Source organism: Pseudoalteromonas sp. KJ63-1 (genome assembly GCF_055808145.1).
On record NZ_CM147855.1, the window covers coordinates 198282 to 217503 of the forward strand.

Here is a 19222-nt window from a genome sequence, read left to right on the forward strand (position 1 = left end):
GGTCACTTCATTTGCTGAGGTTTTTTATAACACAGATAAAGAAATTTAATCTTCATTTAAAATAGGCACTTCTAGTCCCATTTCTTGCATTATTTTCTTCACCTCTTCAGGTACTTTTTCTGCATTGTCTTTACGTAGATCATCATCATTAGGCAGCGGTTGCCCTGTAAATGCATGCAAAAATGCTTCGCATAAAAGCTCACTATTTGTTGCATGGCGCAAGTTGTTTATTTGACGACGAGTACGTTCGTCAGTTAATACTTTTAATACATTTAGCGGGATCGAAACGGTGATCTTTTTTACTTGTTCGGATTTTTTCCCGTGTTCTGCGTATGGGTGAATATATTCACCATTCCATTTAGCCATAAGATGTATCGTTGCCTCAGATTATAAATTGCTCACACAGCATCAAAGCGTGTAAATATGCGTGAAATTCTATCGGTTTAAAAAAGATAGTCAAATACTAGTTGTTTAGCTATCTAGACATTTAAATGTTTTGACATCTTAAACTGCATGCGCTACATTTTAGACGTCTAAACATCCAAAATAGTAAAGGTGACGAAAATGAGTGAAAAAAATAAGGCAACAATTGCTGTTCGTAGTGGAATAGAAGCCGACAAACAGCATGGTGCGGTTGTTCCACCGCTTTATTTATCAACAACTTACTCATTTGCTGACTTTGATACCAAGCGCCAATATGATTATGGTCGCAGTGGTAATCCTAACCGTGACATTTTGGCTGAGGCGCTCACTGAGCTTGAAGGCGGGGCTAAAGGCATTATTACTGCAACGGGTATGGCGGCAGTTCACTTAACAACTCAATTATTAAATAGTAACGATACGTTAGTGATTCCTCACGATTGCTATGGTGGCAGTTATCGTTTATTTACCTCACTAGAAAAACGCGGCTTGTTAAAACTTGAAGTGATCGATTTCACTAAAAGCGAAAGCTTATCGCATATTCTTGCTATAAAACCTAAGCTGATCTGGATTGAAACACCGAGTAATCCAATTTTACGATTAACTGATATTAAAGCGGTTACCGATATTGCTAAGCAATGCGGTGCACTGGTTGCTGCCGATAACACATTTTTATCGCCGGCTTTGCAAAACCCGATTAAATTTGGTGCTGATATTGTGGTTCACTCAACCACTAAATATATCAATGGTCATTCAGATGTTGTTGGTGGTGCGGTTATTGCGGCTAGCGCTGAGCTTGGTGAAGAACTGGCCTGGTGGGCAAATAATATTGGCATTACTGGGGCGCCATTTGATAGCTATTTAACACTCAGAGGCTTACGCACGTTAAATGTGCGTTTGAGACAACACCAAGAAAACGCACTCGCTATTGCACAGTATTTAGAAAACTCCCCGTTTGTTGCTCAGGTTTACTATCCAGGTCTTGAATCACACCCGCAACATGCGCTTGCTAAGGCGCAGCAGCTTGGCTTCGGTGCTATGGTCAGTTTTGATATAAAAGGCGATATAAACGATGCGGCCGCGTTTATAACGCGCTTAAATGAATTTAGTTTAGCGGAATCATTAGGCGGAGTGGAAAGTTTGATTTGTCACCCCGCAACCATGACTCATGCAGGCATGGAAGCGACTGCTCGTGCAGAAGCTGGAGTAGGCGATACGCTTATTCGTATCTCGGTGGGTATTGAAGATGTAAAAGATTTACTTGCCGATTTAGACAGAGTATTTAATTTGGTATGCCCAGGGCAAGCAGATAACGCTTTAGGTGCAAAAAAGGGTGCCAGTGAGTTATTTGGTTCAGCGAAACTAAACGCGGCGCACCCGGCATTATGGTAGTGCACACCAATTTTGAAAATATAAAACATGAAGTCAAGTTGGTATTAACATGGTAAATCAGGTTCATAAATTTGGTGGTTCGAGTTTAAGCTCAGCGGATCGCTTTAAAAGTGTCGCAAATATTATTTTAACTCATGCTCAAGCAGGGGATTGTGTTGTGGTATCGGCTGCCGGTAAAACCACCGATACCTTGGTTAAATTGTGGCAAAGCTATCAACAGCAAGATACCCAAGCGATTGCTGATATTATTTTGTTAATCAATAATCATCAATCTGCGCTTGTTGAGCAATTGCTTATAGCGAGTGCTAAGCATGAAGCACTCGATATACTTGCTACTGAGCTAAGCATTATTACTCAGCAGGCCAAGCAAGGTACTTTAGCTGAAGCTTGGCTATTAGCCCATGGCGAATTATGGTCTGCAAGGCTATTAAGCGCTTACTTAGAGCAACTTAAGGTTAGTGCTTGCGCTCATGACGCTAGGCAGTTATTCACGTTAGACGCTGGGCAACTGCTGCATGCTAATAATCAGCAGCAGTGCTTAAAAGCCATAGATACGAGCAAAATTAATGTCGTTACGGGGTTTATTGCGGCTAATTTACAAGATGAAACCGTAACCTTGGGACGAAACGGTAGTGATTACAGTGCTACTTTATTAGCACGATATTGCAATGCTAAAAAAGTGTCTATTTGGACTGATACTCAAGGTGTTTTTAGTACTGATCCGCGTAAGGTAGCTAATGCGATTAAGTATGCGCGGGTGTGCCGTGAGCAAGCCAATTTATTAGCGAGACTAGGTAACCCCGTATTGCACGCTAAAACATTATCGCCATTAAAAGGGACCGATATAGAGTTAGTTGTTCGCAGTAGCTACGATCTACAGAGAAGTCATACCGAAATAGTTAAATTAGGAATGAGTAAACAAAAACGTTTTTTAACCACGGTTAATAATGTGGATTTACTCACTGTTGATGACTTGAGTGAAGGCGAGGTAGCGCATGTTAGTCAACTTATACAGCATAGCTTGCATCATTTTGAACATGCAGGCGAAATTTACTTGGTAGTCCCTGCGTCGGCGACATATCAGGTGGTTAATTATTTTGCTGGCCGCGCCAATATTAGTGAGTCTAACTTAAATGGGGTTGCAATTATTGCATCAGAGCAAGATATAGCGACGCTCGGTGAGCAAAGTGCCGCTTTACTTCAGGCTGAATCAATCCACCCTCGATTTACTCATTATGGTGAAGGTTATACGTTATTATTAACCGATCAGGTACTTGAAAGTGATGTGCTGAGCTTACTGCATGATAAATTAATTAATAAAACGCAAGAAATAGCTTTAATTATTGCAGGACTTGGTAATGTGGGGGCTGAATTTATGCGCCAATTACCAGCACAGCTAGCCCGTTTATCATCAGGTTTTAACGTTAAGTTAGTGGCATTAGTGCGCTCAGAGCAGATGTTGGTTAATGCCAATGGGTTAGACAGTGAAAGCTGGCAACAGCAATGGGAAAACCATGCAAGCCCTTATCAACAAGCTAATTTGTTGTCATACATTGATACTCTTGAGTATGAACATAAGGTAGTGATTGATATCACCGCTAGTGAATATTTTAGTCAGCTTTACAGTAAACTTGTGGAATTAAATTGTCATTTAATTAGCGCCAATAAATACGCGGGTACTGCCCCGCTGAGCTGGTATAAGACACTACGTAAAAACTTAGGCCAAAGTGGCTTACACTGGCGTTATAATGCCAGTGTGGGAGCCGGATTACCGATTAATTTTGCATTAGCCGATTTACAAAACAGTGGTGATAAAATAACGCGTATAGAAGGCGTATTCTCTGGCACACTCTCTTGGTTATGCAGTAGTTACGATGGCAGCAAGGCATTTTCAGATTTAGTGCTTGAAGCACAAGCTTTGGGGTTTACCGAACCTGATCCGCGAGAAGATTTGTCTGGCCGAGATATGCAACGTAAGTTACTTATTTTGGCGCGTGAGTTGGGTATTGAATTAGAGCTTGATGATATTTCCTTATCGGCATTGATGCCCGATGAGCTAAGTAAAGGCAGTTGGAGTGACTTCCTGGATAATAAGGCAAGCTTAGATGCGTTTATCAAGCAGCACTTCGAAACGGCTTTGCAACAAAATGCTGCACTGTGTTACACAGGGTTGCTAGAGTTTAAAAACAATAAGCTAAACGCTAAAGTAGGGATTTCCTATGTACCAAAAAATGAAGCTGTAGCTAATTTAACCCCTGGCGATAATATTTTTGTGATTAATACTCAGTGGTATAATCAAAACGCATTAGTGATACAAGGCCCCGGAGCGGGTAAAGAAGTGACCGCAGCTGGCGTACACTCTGACTTATATTGGTTGGTACAAAATATTACTTAGACCATATAAAAGGCCGCTAATCAGCGGCCTTTTATATATTAGCATTATTTAAAAGAGCTCTTCTTCGGTTTTAGTGCTTTCTTCAAATACATCATTTGGCTGTGCTAACACATATTTTGTAGGTGCGGTCCCTTTCTCAAAGTACTCAAAACGGCTGGTATAATCGTTTTTATGACTTAACAGCCCCGTTTCTAAGTCAATACGAATAGAAACTAAGCCTTCAGGTGGTTCGATAGGTGCCGCAGGTTTACCATCCAGTGCGACTCTCATAAAATCAACCCATGCAGGCTGAGCTGTTTTAGCACCTGACTCTGCGCCTGATATTTGGCCACTTCCTAAGTTATTGTTATAGGTTGAGCGCCCCAGAGTATTTCCAGGGTTGTCAAAACCAACCCAAACAGAGGTCATCACATCGCGATTAAAGCCGCTAAACCAAGTATCTACAGAATCATTGGTAGTGCCTGTTTTACCTGACAGATCGCGACGTTTTAGCGCTTGTGCACGCCATCCTGTACCACTCCAACCTGTTTTATGAGACCAGCTACCACCACCCCAAATTGCGCTGTTCATAGCACTGGCAATTAAAAATGCATTTTGTTTAGATATGATCTGCGGCGCGCAGTTTGGTGCTAATTGCTCACTTAGCATTAGCGAGCTAGCTGGTGTCGCTTCATCATCACAAATTACAGTCGGGTTAGTTTTAAATAAGGTATTACCCATGGCATCTTGAATTTCAGAGATAAAGTAAGGTTCGACTAAGTGGCCGCCATTGGCAAAAGTACTCATACCACGAGCTAACTCTAGTGGAGTAATAGATGCGCTACCTAAAGCCAGCGATTCACTGCGATTTATATCTTCATCTGCAAAGCCAAATTTAAGTAAATGATCGGCTGTACGTTGCAAGCCAACACCACGTAATAAACGTACCGAAATCACATTTTTTGATTGCGCTAAAGCGCGGCGAATGCGAATAGGGCCATTATAAATGGCAGGGCTATTTTTAGGTCGCCATGCGACACCTTGGCTTTTATCCCATTGATTTATAGGGGCATCATTTAGAATTGACGCTAAGGTGTAGCCTTTTTCAAGTGCAGCAGAATATATAAATGGCTTAATATTAGAGCCCACTTGGCGCTTAGCTTGCACTGCACGGTTATATTGGCTTTGTTCAAAGCTGTAACCGCCTACAATGGCTTTTATACGCCCGTTTTGTGGGTCTAAAGACACAATGGCGCTTGCAGCTTCAGGGATTTGACTCAAAATATAGCTGTTGTCATCATTTTTACGCAGCCATATTTGCATGCCAGGCGTTAATATATCGCTTGCTTTTTCAGGAGCAAAGCTTTGGCGATAACGGGTGATAAACTTACGCGCCCACTTTAGATTATCCCAAGTCAATGTTGTGCGTTCGCCGCTTTTAAGCATTACTTCCGCGCTTCTGTCGGATACATTTAAAACTGCAGCGGCTTTTAGAGGGCCTAGTTCATTGGCCTCTTTCAAAATGTTTAATAACTTAGAGTCAGAAGGTGTGGGCTCTGTTTGTGGATCCCATAAAATGGCTTCTGGGCCTCTAAATCCATGGCGCATATCATAGGCATGTAAATTATTAACTAAAGCCGTTTGTGCCGCCTGTTGAATATTTGACTCAACAGAAGTATACACTTTAAATCCTGAGTTATAGGCTTTATCTATACCGTAGCGCGACACCATTTCAGCACGTACCATTTCTGAAATATATGGTGCATATAAGTCAATTTCAGCCCCATGAAAATAAGCGGTAATTGGTTGGTTCGTGGCTTCATTATACTGCGCTCTAGAAATATACTTTTCATCTAGCATTCGTCCTAACACTACATTTCTTCTAGCTTTGGCTCGCTTTGGGTTACGAATAGGGTTAAGTGCTGAAGGCGCCTTGGGTAAACCGGCAATCATTGCCATTTGCGCAAGAGTGAGCTCTTTTAGCTCTTTACCATAATAAACCTGAGCGGCTGCACCAATACCAAAGGCGCGGTTTCCTAGCTCTATTTTATTTAGATAAAGTTCAAAGATTTCATCTTTTGAAAGTAAATTTTCAATATGGATGGCAATAAATATTTCTTTTACTTTACGGATATAGGCTTTTTCTCGCGTTAAAAAGAAGTTACGAGCCAACTGCATGGTGATTGTACTGGCACCTTGCTTTTTTTCACCGGTAGAAATAAGTACCAGTGCTGAGCGTACAATACCAATTGGGTCGATACCGATATGGTCATAAAAACGGTTATCTTCTGTTGCTAAAAAAGCCTGTAATAAAGGTTCAGGAATTTGATCTATAGTTACAGGGATACGTCTTTTTTCACCAAATTGGTTGATTAAAAGCCCATCTTTGGTAAATACTTGCATAGGCGTTTGTAATTGAACGTTTTTTAAAACTTGCACGCTTGGGATATCGGATTTAACGTAGTAATAAAGGCTGAGCAATGTAATTAGTGCAAGTAATGCACAAATGATCAAAAATTGTAAAGTTCTTTTTAATAAAATCACTGATATTTCCCTAAACGGACTCCCAATTACAGGTTGAGACTGCTAGTATATATTGATTAAAAATTGAATAATATTTTTTAAGATATAAATTATAACTTGTTTATTATTAAAACAAAGGCAAAGTTGCAAACATGCTAAGTCAATTGATAAAAAAACCATCACCTATGATGGTGGGTATTGATATAGGATCGCACTCTATCAAGGCCGTGCTTTTAAGTGAAACAGAAACTGGGCTTCGATTAGAAGCTCTTGCAATTGAACCTATGCCTAAAGGCGCTATGAGCGAGCGCAACATTCAAGACATTGAAGCAATTGGCAATGTGATAACCAAGTTAAAACGAAAGCTTCCAAAGTCACTAAAATTTGCTGCTGTTGCTGTTTCAGGGCAAACAGTGATCACCAAAGTTATTTTCATGGATGTTTCCTTAAGCGATGCTGAATTAGAATCACAGATTGAAATTGAAGCCGATAGCTTGATCCCCTATCCATTAGATGAAGTCAGTTTAGATTTTGAAAAACTCTCTACTAACAGTGCGGATCCGAGCAAAATTAATGTTCTACTTTCTGCAGCGAGAACGGAAAGTGTGGAAGCGAGAGTAGGCGCACTTAGTGCTGCCAACTTAACTGCAAAAGTTGTGGATGTTGAAAGTTATGCATTAAGCCGGGCTATGGATGTTTACTACCAACAGCTACCATCAGATGCGTTTGATAAAACTGTTGCAGTAGTCGATATAGGTGCGGTGCTTACCTTGGTCAGTGTAGTGCAATTTGGTGAAACTATTTACACCCGCGACCAGGTATTTGGTGGTGACCAATATACAAATAGTATTGTTGCTTACTACAACAAAGGCTTTGATGAGGCTGAAATTGGTAAAACAACGGGTGATTTACCGCCTAATTATACATTTGAAGTGTTAGCGCCTTTTCAAACCTCATTATTGCAGCAAGTTCGTCGTGCTGTGCAAATGTTTCTAACAACAACAGGTAAAGAGCAGTTGGACTACATCGTACTGACGGGCGGGTCAGCGATGATTAAAGGTGTTGATAGGTTATTAATCGAAGAATTAGGAATACACACGGTTGTTGTTGAACCATTTGATAAAATGGAAATATCACCTAGAGTAGATCGTAATATAATACAGCGCCACCGCACTCAGTTTGCGATTGCAACTGGCTTGGCGTTGAGGAGTTTTTCATCATGCCACATATAAATTTACTACCTTGGCGTGAACTTCAGCGTGAGCAGTCTAAAAAGAAATTTATAACATTGCTGATGGCAGTGGTTATCGTTTGTTTCGTAACTATGTATGCGCTGAGTACATTTTATAGCGCTCTAAAAGAAGGGCAAATGCTTAAAAATAACTATCTCAGCTCAGAAATTACAATGCTCGATCAGAAAATTCGCGATATACGCGACTTAGACATGAAAAAAGAAAATCTACAACAACGGATGCGTTTAATTGAAGAGCTACAAAGCAGCCGTAATTTAGGCACGCAAATAATGGATGAAGTCGCAAAAATAGTGCCTGCTGGAGTTTATTTAACTAAGCTTGAGCGTAAAGGTAGCCAAATTCATGTGTTAGGTAAAAGTGAGTCTAATAATCGTTTGTCTACTATGCTTCGACAGGTGCAAAGTTCTTATCTTTTAGAGCGCCCGACTATGCAAGGTATTGTTGCTGGCGATCAATCCTCTCGTTTACTCAGCGATTTTAATATGGAGTTCTACGTAAAACCATTTGGTAAAATAGGCGAGGCACCTAATGAACCTTGATCTTAAGTCGCTTACAGAAATAGATTGGAATGAAATAGAGCTCGATAACATAGGTGAGTGGCCTGTTATTGTAAAAACAATATGCGGCGCATTTGTTGCCTGTCTCGTATTGTTTTTTAGCTATAGCCTATTAGTGTCGGATGAAATTGAAAGCTACCATAACGCAGTGGCCAAAGAGATAGAATTACGCACAACCTACCGAACTAAATATGCAGTTGCCAGCAAGCTCGATATTTATCGTGAACAAATGGTTGAGATGGAAGATGAGTTTTCTCAGCTATTAAAACGCCTACCTACCTCAAATGAGACGCCAGGATTATTAGATGACCTTTCCTATGTGGGTACAACCAGCGGCCTAACATTTTTAAAAATTGGTTGGCTACCTGAAGTTGAAAAAGAGTTCTATACCGAGCTACCCATTAAAATTGAAGTAGTAGGCACTTATCATGAGTTCGGTGAATTTGTAGGAAAAGTGGCTCAATTGCCGAGAATAGTAAGTTTACACGACTTTTCTATTTTATCATCTGGCGAAAAGCAGCTAACATTCAGTGTAGTAGCAAAAACTTATCGTTATGAAGAGGGGGTAAGATGATGAAGCAACTTCCCTTTTTAACTGTCGTAATATTGTTGCTCAGTGGTTGTAATGAAGATACATCTGAGCAAAAAGAGTTTATTGACCAAGTTAAGGCAAACACTACTGCACGTGTTGAAAAAATACCTGAGTTAGTTAAGTTTGAACACTTTGAATATAACGCCAAAGATATACGTAGCCCTTTTGTAGCACCAGAACCAGAAATTATACAAAATAAGCTAACACAAGTTAAAAACTGTCTTCACCCAGACCCAGAGCGTGTCCGTCAGCCTCTGGAGAAATACCCATTAGATAATTTAGCAATGAAGGGAACGATAGGGTCGAACAGTAATACATGGGCGCTCATTACAGCTGCTGATAACACCTTACACCGAGTATCGATAGGAAGCTATTTAGGTACATATGATGGAAAAGTAAGCAGTGTTAATAGTGACTATATTGAATTAGTAGAATTAATCCCTGATGGGTCAGGTTGTTGGAAAGAACGTTTGACCAAATTAGAAATGTTAGAGGCGGCAACTAATGGCGCAAATTAATAAGAAAAATGGTACTCCCTATATGCATAAAGATGAGTGTTCGCATCACCGTATTTTAACAACGTTGCTATTTGTATTTTTATTACTAATGATGAAAACGGTCAGTGCAGCTCCTTTACTCTATGACGTTCGATATAATCCATTACTTAAAGGTGAAACTGAATTACAGCTGGTATTTGATGAAGAATTACAGCAACAACCTGATGTACAAGTTTTTAATAATCCAGCACGGATAGAGTTATTATTTAATGCAGTTGAACTAGATGAAGGGTTGGCAAATATTGTTATTAACCAAGCAGGGATAAGTAACATTAGTAGCATGATGACCAGTGCAGGTTTAAAAGTAACCATTAACTTGGAGCGATTAAAAATTTATGAGGCTGAAGTTAATAACAACCTATTTTCAATAAGAATATCTGATAACCCTCTAGCAAAACAAATCGTAACAACCAGTGAAGATGCACCTGCTCGTGCCTCTAATTATATCAATGGCATTCAAGCAATTGATTTTCGCCGCGGTGAAAAAGGTGAAGCAAAAGTACTTGTTTATCTGCAAGATACACAGGCTGCTATTGAGGTTCATGAAAGTGGCGGGAAAATCATTGCAGAGTTTCACCATACCGATATTTTAGATGACTTATTGTATGAATTAGACGTACTCGATTTTGGTACTGTGGTGAGCAGTATAGAAACGTTTAAGGAAGATAATCTGACACGCATTGTAATTGAACCTAATAAAGCTTTTGCTTACACGTATCAGCAAATTGAAAATATTTTTACCTTAACGGTTGAGAAAGACGAGACTCAAAATGGATTCTTAGATGGAGGTAAAGAGTACTTAGGCCGTCCTATGACGCTTAACTTTCAGGATATCTCTGTGCGTGCTGTATTACAGATTATTGCGGGCTACAATGACTTTAACTTGGTAACTAGTGACTCAGTGACTGGCAACATTACCCTTCGCTTAGATGGTGTTCCTTGGGATCAGGCGTTAGACGTAGTGCTAAGAATAAAAGGTTTAGACAAACGTATGGATGGCTCTATTTTAATGGTAGCGCCATCTGAAGAGCTTGCTGCCCGTGAAGCAAAAGAGTTAAAAGCAAAGCAACAAGTAGAGGATTTAGAGCCACTATATAGCGAATACATCCGTTTAAATTACGCCAAAGCAGAAGATTTTGCCGACTTACTAAAAACAGATACCAATAGTATTATTACAGCGAGAGGCAGCGTGTCTGTTGATCAGCGAACTAATACGCTACTAATGAAAGACACCGCAAAAAGCATTGAAAGTGTTCGCCGCATGGTCGAAACCTTAGACATCCCCGTCAAACAAGTGGTTATAGAGGCGCGCATGGTCACTGTACGCGACAATGTTAAAGAAGACTTAGGCGTTCGTTGGGGGTTCAGTGATCAGCAAGGTTCTGATGGTGTTTCTGGTACATTAGAAGGTGCTGAAACAATTTCTAATGGAAATATTCCGAGTCTTACAGATCGACTCAATGTTAATTTACCTGTAGCGAATCCATCGGCAAGTATTGGTATGCATATAGCTAAACTAGCCAATGGAACATTAATTGATTTAGAATTAACCGCGCTCGAAGAAGAGAATAAGGGTGAAATTATTGCGAGTCCGCGTATCACTGCTGCTAACCAGCAAAAAGCACGCATTGAGCAAGGTACCGAGATCCCCTATGTTGAATCTGCTTCGAGTGGCGCAACAACCGTAAGCTTTAAAAAAGCAGTGCTGAGTTTAGAGGTGACACCTCATATCACACCAGACAACAAAGTTATTTTAAACTTAATAATTACTCAAGACACCCGTGGTGATACCGTTCAAACAGGAACTGGCCCAGCTGTTGCCATTGATACGCAACAAATTGAGACTCAAGTTCTCGTTGAGAATGGACAAACGGTAGTGTTGGGTGGTATTTTTCAACAGCAAATTATTAATTCGACCAAAAAGGTACCTTTATTGGGCGACCTTCCTTACGTAGGAAGACTATTTAAAAGCACAAGCGAGTTTAATGAAAAGCGCGAACTGCTGATTTTTGTCACACCTAAAATTCAAATAGACTAATTACCTAACCTGAATTCTGCAGAGATAGATTAACTCTTCAGGGCTCAGGTTATTCAAACTATCTAGGCTGAACAACAAACTAGACGGTTTTGGCATGTTATTTAGTTATCTTGGTGTAACACTCCCTGTAAATGTACAATTAGGCAGTATATAATTTTTATTGTGTACTGTACTGCGGATGCATTTTAAGACTGCGTTAATGTTGCTTGTAACTGAGTTTTTTGTGAAATTACTATGCAAAAGCGTTTACCAAGTAACACGTAGTAGCCTTTAATTGCATAAATTTTAACCCTAGAAGATAAATTTGCCTATAATAAGGTGCTTTTTTGTTAACCAATGGGTAATTATTTAGTTTAATTGCTCGTTATATGGCTTTTTATCCTAATTGACTTGAAATACCCGACCGATTACTGAGATAATCCCTTTCTTAATTTTGGGGCCAGGTCGTTAGGCGGGGTTTTATTTCAAATTTTAGAGTTCGTTTGTACTAAAAGATATGGCTGAGAAACGTAATATATTTCTAGTTGGCCCCATGGGGGCTGGCAAAAGCACGATTGGTCGTCACATCGCTGACCAATTACACCTTGAATTTGTTGATTCTGATCAAGAAATCGAACGTCGTACGGGCGCAGATATTGCCTGGGTATTCGATCTTGAAGGTGAAGAAGGCTTTAGACTTCGTGAAGAATCTGTTATTGGCGATTTAACCGAGATGCAAGGTATTGTTCTTGCTACTGGTGGTGGCTCAGTAATGAGTAAAGAAGTTCGAAACAAGCTTTCGGCTCGCGGTATTGTAGTATACCTAGAGACACCGATTGAAAAGCAAGTTGCACGTACGCAACGCGACAAGCGTCGCCCATTACTGCAAACAGAAGAAGCACCTCGTGATGTACTTGAGCGCTTAGCAGAAGAGCGTGAACCATTATACAAAGAAGTAGCTGATTTTGTTGTACGCACTGATGAGCAGAGCGCGAAAGTTGTTGCTAACCAAATAATCGAGAAATTGGATTTTTAAAAGCCAGTATTAAAAGGACTAACCCAGCATGCTTGAATTAACTGTTAATTTAGACGAGCGAAGTTATCCTATTTATATTGGTCAATCTGCACTTCAAGATACAGGCCGTCTAATCCATCACATTGGTGATTGTCGGCCTATCATCATCACTAATGACACTATTGCGCCGCTCTATCTTCAGCAGTTGCTTGACTCATTATCACAGCAAAACCCACTTCATTTTATTATTCCAGATGGCGAGCAATATAAATCACTCACTTGGTTTGAAAAAATATCAGCATTCTTACTTGAAAATAACTGCGGTCGTGACACCTGTTTAATTGCATTAGGTGGTGGCGTAGTTGGTGATTTAACTGGTTTTGTTGCGGCCTGCTATCAGCGCGGTGTGCCTTTTATTCAAATACCTACCACGTTATTATCTCAAGTAGATTCCTCAGTTGGTGGTAAAACAGCAGTAAACCATCCGCTGGGCAAAAATATGATAGGGGCTTTTTACCAACCACAAGCTGTGTTTATAGATACGCGTTCGCTACATACTTTACCTACCCGTGAGTTTGCTGCAGGCATGGCTGAAGTTATTAAATATGGCCTGATTTACGATACTGAGTTGTTTGCTTTTTTAGAGCAAAATATCACTCAATTACAACAGCTAGATGAAGCCTGTTTACAGCATATTATTTTTAGATGCTGTGAAATTAAAGCACTCATCGTTGCACAAGATGAGAAAGAGCAAGGCTTGCGTGCACTATTAAATTTAGGACACACGTTTGCCCATGCAATAGAAGCACAAATGGGGTACGGCGTGTGGTTACATGGTGAAGCCGTAGCGACAGGTATGGTACTTGCTGCCAAGCTTGCTCATACTCGTAACGATTTAACACAGCAAGACCTAGAGCGTATTGCTACATTAATAGCAGCGTATAATTTACCAATCGATATCCCTAACGATATGACCAGTGAGCAATTTTTACTGCATATGCGCAAAGATAAAAAGAATAAAAAAGGGACTATCCGATTTATTTTACCCACCGAATTTGGTCAATGTGCATTAGTTGATGATGTATCAGATGATCAAGTTAGAGCATTGATCGAGCAATAAATGCAGTCACAAATTTTACCAAGCCGTGCGGCTTTGGTGGATAGAATCGCATTACAATTTGAATATGGTCAAAACTTAATTGTTTTATTAGGCACCTCTGGTCTGGGTAAAAGCTATTTGCTTGAAACCTTCATTACTGATAAATATAACGATTTTAATAAAGCATTTGTGCAAGTCGGTGCCCAGATGACTGATGTGCAGTTAATGACTCAGTTATTAGAGCAAAGTTTTAACGCCCCTTTAGTTGATCACAATCTAAGCTTATCGCAAAACTATTATCAATTAGCGAAACAACAACAATGTGGGGCGTGCTTGTGGATTGTTGATGGCGGCAGGCACCTATCCGAAGAGCTAATCGCAGAGCTTGAGCTACTATCAAAAAATGCACCTAATGTGCTTTATATTATGATTGCATCACAGTCTAAATTACCCTTTAAAGATGCAGTAAATATTCATTTAGAACCATTAAATATAGCTGAAAGTAAGCAGCTTATGGGGTGGTACTTTACGAGCCTACCCTATGATGAAGATCCTGTCTTTCAAACTTTTTTAGTTGAAGCTCAAGGTAATCCGAGCCTGTTATTAGCCTGGCAGCCAAACGAGCAGATTGCAGATATTGTCGTGAAAGATAAGGTATCTTGGCGATTACAGCTGCTCACATTGTTATTAATAATTATGCTGTTGATTATTGGCCTTGTGTACAAAGCCGATATGACCCAGTGGTGGGAAAACGCTAATCGCCAAATTGATGAGCAAGTGCTATCAACCGCCATCACAACTGAGCAAGCTATTGAAAATAAACCACAGAAGCCAGTGCCTTTAAGTAGTGAGCCGCCAGCAGCTGTCCTTCAAAAGCCCACCCAAAAAACCAATAACAATGTTCCAGCGATTGTTGGGAGCTTAACGGAATCAACAAATGTTGTTGAGCAGGAAAAGCCGGCACCAAAACCCGTTGAAGAAAAGCCGGTTACTAAACCTGCACAAATAAAGCCGCAAAACCCAATAGTAAAAATACCCAGTAATTGGTACTTACAACAACCTGAGGATAATTTTGTTATTCAGCTCTTAGCTGTAACTCAGCAGCAGGTAGGGAATGAGTTTATTGTTGAACATAAGCTAGAAAATATCACTAATACCTACCAAACTAAACGAAATGGTAAAATGTGGTGGGTAGTAACTACAGGCAGCTTTGTTAGCTTAAATGAGGCAAAACAAGCACTGCAAGTACTTCCTGCTGAGGTTAGAAAAAATAAACCTTTCTATAAAAAAATTAGTAAAATAAAACAAGAAATTGCACGAGTTGATCAGTAAACTCAGTAACTTTAGTGTAAAATCGCGCAACACCGAATTGAAGTAAAGAGCCAATGCAGCAAAAGAGTAGAGCCTTCCTTAAATGGGCTGGCGGAAAATACAGCCTCGTTGAAGATATTAACGCGCGACTAAATCAAGCAAGTAAGCATGCTGATACCTTGGTTGAACCTTTTGTTGGTGCGGGCTCAGTATTTTTAAATAGCAATTTTAAACACTATGTACTCAACGATATTAATGCTGATTTAATCAATTTATATAAAGAGCTCAAACGTTCGCCTGATGAGTTCATTAGTGATGCTAAAAAGCTTTTTGTTGATTTAAACAACCACTCAGATGCGTATTATGATTATCGTGTGCAGTTTAATCAAAGCAGTGATGTGTATGAGCGAGCCATCTTATTTTTATATATGAACCGCCATGGTTATAACGGATTATGCCGCTATAATTTAAAGGGCATTTTTAATGTACCTTTTGGTAAATATAAAAAGCCTTATTTTCCTGAAAAAGAAATGTATTTTTTTGCTAGCAAAGCGCAACAAGCTACATTTACTTGCCTAGGATATGATGATGTATTCAAGCTGGTGCCTAAAAATGCAGTGATTTACTGCGATCCGCCTTATGTGCCATTAAGTAAAACAGCATCGTTTACCTCGTATGCAAAAGGCGGGTTTAATTTGGATGATCAGGCTAATTTAGCGAACTTAGCTGAGCAAGCAGCTTTTGAGAATAATACGCCAGTCCTTATTTCAAATCACGATACGGTATGGACACGCAAAATTTACAGCCAAGCTTCTTTGGATAAAATTCAGGTTAAACGCACGATTAGCCCAAAAGGCGGTTCACGAAATAAAGTAGATGAGCTAATGGCTATGTACTTAGCACCGAAGTCACGGTTGCGTAAATAGCCAGTACAAATAAAACAAAAAGTATCACGGCAATAGCTATTAATGTAATAGGGGAGTGGTGTTTAAAGTCTGTTTGACGCTTATCTTCAGATTGCACACCAAAAAATGCCGCTAGCACACTTTGTAACGCGCTTAAGAAATGCTGCATTAATTAAAATAATGGTTTGATTGAAGATGGCTTGTGGTTGTCATCAGTACCTGTTAATAACTCTAGGAAATCTAGGTAATGAAACTGGGCACTGCGGCTATTGCCGGTTAGCCAAGAGGCCCAAGAAGAGTCTTCTTGAATTTGAATGCAGCGGTTTGCGCTATGATTAATAGCGTTAGTTTGATCTTTATGAAGGCAAGTGTTGGCTGAACTTAATTCTTGCTCAGTATTTGAAGAAAGCGATGCAGCTCCAATAATGACACTTACCGACGTGATTAATAATCCAATTTTAAAAACACGCATAATATAAACCTAGTAATTTAGTTCTCCATGAAGCATAACAAACTTGCTTAAATAATACACTTTATTTTTAGCTATATTCAAAGCTAATCATGCCACAAAATTTGTTTATAAGCGTGATTTATCCTTTTTAGCTCACGCGCTTTGCCGTTGTTATAGTTAATAACAGTTAGTCACTAGTGTTGCTAATTTAGCGTTATTTTTAAAGGTGTTACTTGGGTAACATCGTTAATTAAGTTACATTAACGCCATAAATCATTCATTAATGGATTAGCAATGCTCAATTGTGAACAAAAATACTTAATAGCGCCCTCAATTTTATCCGCAGACTTTGCACGCCTTGGCGAAGATGTTGACAGAGTCTTAGCTGCAGGGGCTGATGTTGTCCATTTTGATGTAATGGATAACCATTACGTACCTAACTTAACAATAGGCCCAATGGTGTGTAAAGCACTTCGCGATTACGGTATTAAAGCTCCTATTGATGTTCATTTAATGGTGAAACCGGTAGATAGTTTAATTCCACAATTTGCCGAGGCGGGTGCGTCAATTATTACCTTTCATCCAGAAGCCAGTGAGCATATTGACCGCACTTTACAATTGATAAAAGATCAAGGTTGCCAAGCAGGTCTAGTTTTTAATCCTGCAACGAGTTTAAGCTACCTTGATCATGTAATGGATAAAATAGATGTTATTTTATTAATGTCGGTGAACCCCGGATTTGGTGGGCAAAGTTTTATTCCACAAACACTTGAGAAACTGCGAGAGGCAAAGCAACGCATTATTGATTCTGGGCGTGATATTCGCCTAGAAGTTGATGGCGGTATTAAAGTAGATAATATTGCAGCGGCGGCTGAAGCGGGTGCTGACATGTTTGTTGCAGGCTCTGCTATTTTTAATCAGCCTGACTATAAAAGCGTAATTGATGAAATGCGCCAACAATTAGAAAGTATTAAATAATGAAATATGATGCGGCACTATTTGACTTAGACGGCACGCTAGTTGATAGCGTGTATGACTTATATATGGCGTTAAATCTTACGCTAAGTGATTTAGCGTTTCCCATAGTCAGTCAGCGATTAGTTGAAAGCTGGGTAGGTAATGGCATAGAGGTGTTAGTAAAGCGAGCTCTATGCGGTGATATGCAAATTAGTGAACACCTTGACGAGACTCTGAGTGAGCGAGCTATTAAGCTTTTTTATCAACATTACAGTGAGCAGGTTGGTGAATACAGCGTATTATATCAGCATGTTGAAACTGGACTCGCAGCCCTTAGTGGTATGCCCAAAGCACTTATTACCAATAAGGCACGCCGCTTTACTGAACTACTTTTAGATAAACTGGCTATTCGCAGTTATTTTGAGGTAATTGTTTGCGGTGACGACATGGCAAAAAAACCGTCACCTGAGCCACTTTTATTTGCTTGTAACGCATTGAATATTTCGCCAGATAAAGCCATTATGATTGGTGATTCAAAGAGTGACATACTGGCAGCACAAGCCGCCAATATTGATGTGATAGCCCTTACTTATGGGTATCATCAAGGAGAGCAGCTCGGGGATTATAATCCACAGTACCTATGCGATAACTTCTTAGCTATAATACCCACACTTATACAGCGTTAAAATTTTTAATCAACTAAACACTAAAGGAAAATCATGAGCAAACCAGTAGTTTTAAGTGGCATTCAGCCAACCGGTGGTATGACAATAGGCAACTACGTTGGCGCTATTAACCAGTGGCTAAAGCTACAGGAAGACCACGAAAGTTTCTTTATGCTTGTTGATTTGCACGCGATTACTGTTCGCCAAGAGCCTGAGCTTCTTCGCTCTCGTGTGTTAGACGGTATAGCCTTATATGCAGCGTGCGGTATTGACCCTGAAAAGTCAGCGCTTTTTGTACAGTCACAAGTGCCTGAACATGCACAGTTAGCGTGGGTATTAAATTGTTACGCACAAATGGGTGAGCTTAACCGCATGACTCAGTTTAAAGATAAGTCATCTAAGCATGCTAACAATGTAAACGTAGGTTTATTTTCGTATCCAGTATTACAAGCGGCAGATATTTTATTGTATCAAGCTGACCAAGTGCCAGTAGGGGACGATCAAAAGCAGCATCTAGAGCTAACGCGTGACATAGCTACTCGCTTTAATAACTTGTACGGCGACGTATTTAAATTACCTGAGCCATATATTCCAGAATTTGGCGCACGCGTAATGAGCCTTCAAGATCCGCTTAAAAAGATGTCTAAGTCTGATGAAAACCCAAATGGTTACATCATGCTATTAGATGAGCCTAAAAAGATTGAGAAAAAGCTTAAAAAAGCAGTAACCGATTCAGATGAGCAAGCACGTATTTACTTTGATCGTACAGAAAAGCCTGGTGTTTCTAACTTACTTACTTTATTAAGCGTAGCGACTAAGCGCTCAATTGAAGATTTAGTGCCAGAGTACGAAGATAAAATGTACGGCCACCTGAAAAAAGACACTGCAGATGCGGTAGTGAATATGATTGAGCCAATCCAAGCACGTTTTAAAGAGATCAGAGAAGATCAAAACCTACTTGATAGCATCATGAAATCAGGTGCAGAAAAGGCCAGTGTACGTGCAGAAAAAACACTTAAATCGGTATACGATGCACTAGGATTTATTCCTCGTACATAATTTGATTTATTAGAATAAGTGCAAAAAAATGCCGCTAATTTAGCGGCATTTTTGTGTAATTTTAATAAGTATTTT

At 39.8% G+C, this 19222-nt stretch carries 18 protein-coding genes; 14 read left to right on the plus strand and 4 right to left on the minus strand.

The window, feature by feature from the left end; translation table 11 throughout:
* Nucleotides 1-45: 45 nt before the first annotated feature.
* Nucleotides 46-366 carry a met regulon transcriptional regulator MetJ gene (metJ, locus tag AC0L7Q_RS00870; RefSeq protein ID WP_008115021.1) on the minus strand — a complete coding sequence of 107 codons (321 nt, stop codon included), beginning with the start codon at nucleotides 364-366 and terminating at the stop codon, nucleotides 46-48.
* Between the two features lie 198 nt (nucleotides 367-564).
* Here metJ and metB point away from each other — a divergent pair, with 198 nt between their 5' ends.
* Both metB and metL read left to right on the plus strand, forming a co-directional pair.
* Nucleotides 565-1812 carry a cystathionine gamma-synthase gene (gene metB, locus AC0L7Q_RS00875; RefSeq protein ID WP_413401149.1) on the plus strand — a complete coding sequence of 416 codons (1248 nt, stop codon included), beginning with the start codon at nucleotides 565-567 and terminating at the stop codon, nucleotides 1810-1812.
* Nucleotides 1813-1861: 49 nt separating this feature from the next.
* On the plus strand, nucleotides 1862-4207 hold the full coding sequence (gene metL, locus AC0L7Q_RS00880; protein ID WP_413401150.1) for a bifunctional aspartate kinase/homoserine dehydrogenase II: 2346 nt from the start codon (nucleotides 1862-1864) through the stop codon (nucleotides 4205-4207).
* Nucleotides 4208-4255: 48 nt separating this feature from the next.
* On the opposite strand, the gene AC0L7Q_RS00885 is transcribed toward metL, so the two are convergent.
* The gene (locus AC0L7Q_RS00885; protein WP_413401151.1) at nucleotides 4256-6730 is read right to left on the minus strand and encodes a penicillin-binding protein 1A; all 2475 of its coding nucleotides are present in this window, start codon (nucleotides 6728-6730) and stop codon (nucleotides 4256-4258) included.
* A 131-nt stretch (nucleotides 6731-6861) separates the two neighbouring features.
* On the opposite strand from AC0L7Q_RS00885, the gene AC0L7Q_RS00890 reads away from it, so the two are divergent.
* From AC0L7Q_RS00890 to AC0L7Q_RS00930, 9 genes are all read left to right on the plus strand, one after another.
* The gene (locus AC0L7Q_RS00890; RefSeq protein ID WP_138607202.1) at nucleotides 6862-7941 is read left to right on the plus strand and encodes a pilus assembly protein PilM; all 1080 of its coding nucleotides are present in this window, start codon (nucleotides 6862-6864) and stop codon (nucleotides 7939-7941) included.
* Nucleotides 7929-8501, plus strand: coding sequence for a PilN domain-containing protein (locus AC0L7Q_RS00895; protein WP_413401152.1), 573 nt, complete (start codon nucleotides 7929-7931; stop codon nucleotides 8499-8501). Before AC0L7Q_RS00890 ends, AC0L7Q_RS00895 begins: the two co-directional genes overlap by 13 nt.
* Complete coding sequence (locus tag AC0L7Q_RS00900; protein ID WP_413401153.1) at nucleotides 8491-9093, plus strand: type IV pilus inner membrane component PilO; 603 nt, start codon at nucleotides 8491-8493, stop codon at nucleotides 9091-9093. The genes AC0L7Q_RS00895 and AC0L7Q_RS00900 overlap by 11 nt, the downstream gene beginning before the upstream one ends.
* Nucleotides 9093-9629: a pilus assembly protein PilP gene (locus AC0L7Q_RS00905; protein ID WP_171039617.1), complete on the plus strand. Its 537-nt coding sequence runs from the start codon at nucleotides 9093-9095 to the stop codon at nucleotides 9627-9629. Before AC0L7Q_RS00900 ends, AC0L7Q_RS00905 begins: the two co-directional genes overlap by 1 nt.
* A complete protein-coding gene (locus AC0L7Q_RS00910) occupies nucleotides 9616-11706 on the plus strand; it encodes a type IV pilus secretin PilQ (protein WP_413401154.1) in 2091 nt (696 codons plus the stop codon). Before AC0L7Q_RS00905 ends, AC0L7Q_RS00910 begins: the two co-directional genes overlap by 14 nt.
* Before the next feature lie 496 nt (nucleotides 11707-12202).
* On the plus strand, nucleotides 12203-12721 hold the full coding sequence (aroK, locus tag AC0L7Q_RS00915; RefSeq protein ID WP_008466255.1) for a shikimate kinase AroK: 519 nt from the start codon (nucleotides 12203-12205) through the stop codon (nucleotides 12719-12721).
* A 28-nt stretch (nucleotides 12722-12749) separates the two neighbouring features.
* On the plus strand, nucleotides 12750-13820 hold the full coding sequence (aroB, locus tag AC0L7Q_RS00920; RefSeq protein WP_413401155.1) for a 3-dehydroquinate synthase: 1071 nt from the start codon (nucleotides 12750-12752) through the stop codon (nucleotides 13818-13820).
* Nucleotides 13821-15131, plus strand: a complete 1311-nt coding sequence (locus AC0L7Q_RS00925) for an SPOR domain-containing protein (protein ID WP_413401156.1) — start codon at nucleotides 13821-13823, stop codon at nucleotides 15129-15131.
* A 53-nt stretch (nucleotides 15132-15184) separates the two neighbouring features.
* Nucleotides 15185-16036, plus strand: coding sequence for a Dam family site-specific DNA-(adenine-N6)-methyltransferase (locus AC0L7Q_RS00930; RefSeq protein ID WP_178954736.1), 852 nt, complete (start codon nucleotides 15185-15187; stop codon nucleotides 16034-16036).
* Here AC0L7Q_RS00930 and AC0L7Q_RS00935 read toward each other — a convergent pair.
* Both AC0L7Q_RS00935 and AC0L7Q_RS00940 read right to left on the minus strand, forming a co-directional pair.
* Nucleotides 15999-16184 carry a DUF2970 domain-containing protein gene (locus AC0L7Q_RS00935; RefSeq protein WP_178954738.1) on the minus strand — a complete coding sequence of 62 codons (186 nt, stop codon included), beginning with the start codon at nucleotides 16182-16184 and terminating at the stop codon, nucleotides 15999-16001. The genes AC0L7Q_RS00930 and AC0L7Q_RS00935 overlap by 38 nt on opposite strands.
* Nucleotides 16185-16187: 3 nt before the next feature.
* Nucleotides 16188-16487, minus strand: coding sequence for a hypothetical protein (locus tag AC0L7Q_RS00940; RefSeq protein WP_138607184.1), 300 nt, complete (start codon nucleotides 16485-16487; stop codon nucleotides 16188-16190).
* Nucleotides 16488-16760: 273 nt separating this feature from the next.
* Here AC0L7Q_RS00940 and rpe point away from each other — a divergent pair, with 273 nt between their 5' ends.
* From rpe to trpS, 3 genes are read left to right on the plus strand one after another with little or no spacing between them, the layout of a single operon-like run.
* Nucleotides 16761-17444, plus strand: a complete 684-nt coding sequence (rpe, locus tag AC0L7Q_RS00945) for a ribulose-phosphate 3-epimerase (RefSeq protein ID WP_198522450.1) — start codon at nucleotides 16761-16763, stop codon at nucleotides 17442-17444.
* Nucleotides 17444-18109, plus strand: a complete 666-nt coding sequence (locus tag AC0L7Q_RS00950) for a phosphoglycolate phosphatase (RefSeq protein ID WP_413401157.1) — start codon at nucleotides 17444-17446, stop codon at nucleotides 18107-18109. Before rpe ends, AC0L7Q_RS00950 begins: the two co-directional genes overlap by 1 nt.
* Nucleotides 18110-18142: 33 nt before the next feature.
* Nucleotides 18143-19147 (plus strand): tryptophan--tRNA ligase, encoded by a 1005-nt coding sequence (gene trpS / locus AC0L7Q_RS00955; RefSeq protein ID WP_138607179.1) that lies wholly within the window; start codon nucleotides 18143-18145, stop codon nucleotides 19145-19147.
* Nucleotides 19148-19222: the final 75 nt, after the last annotated feature.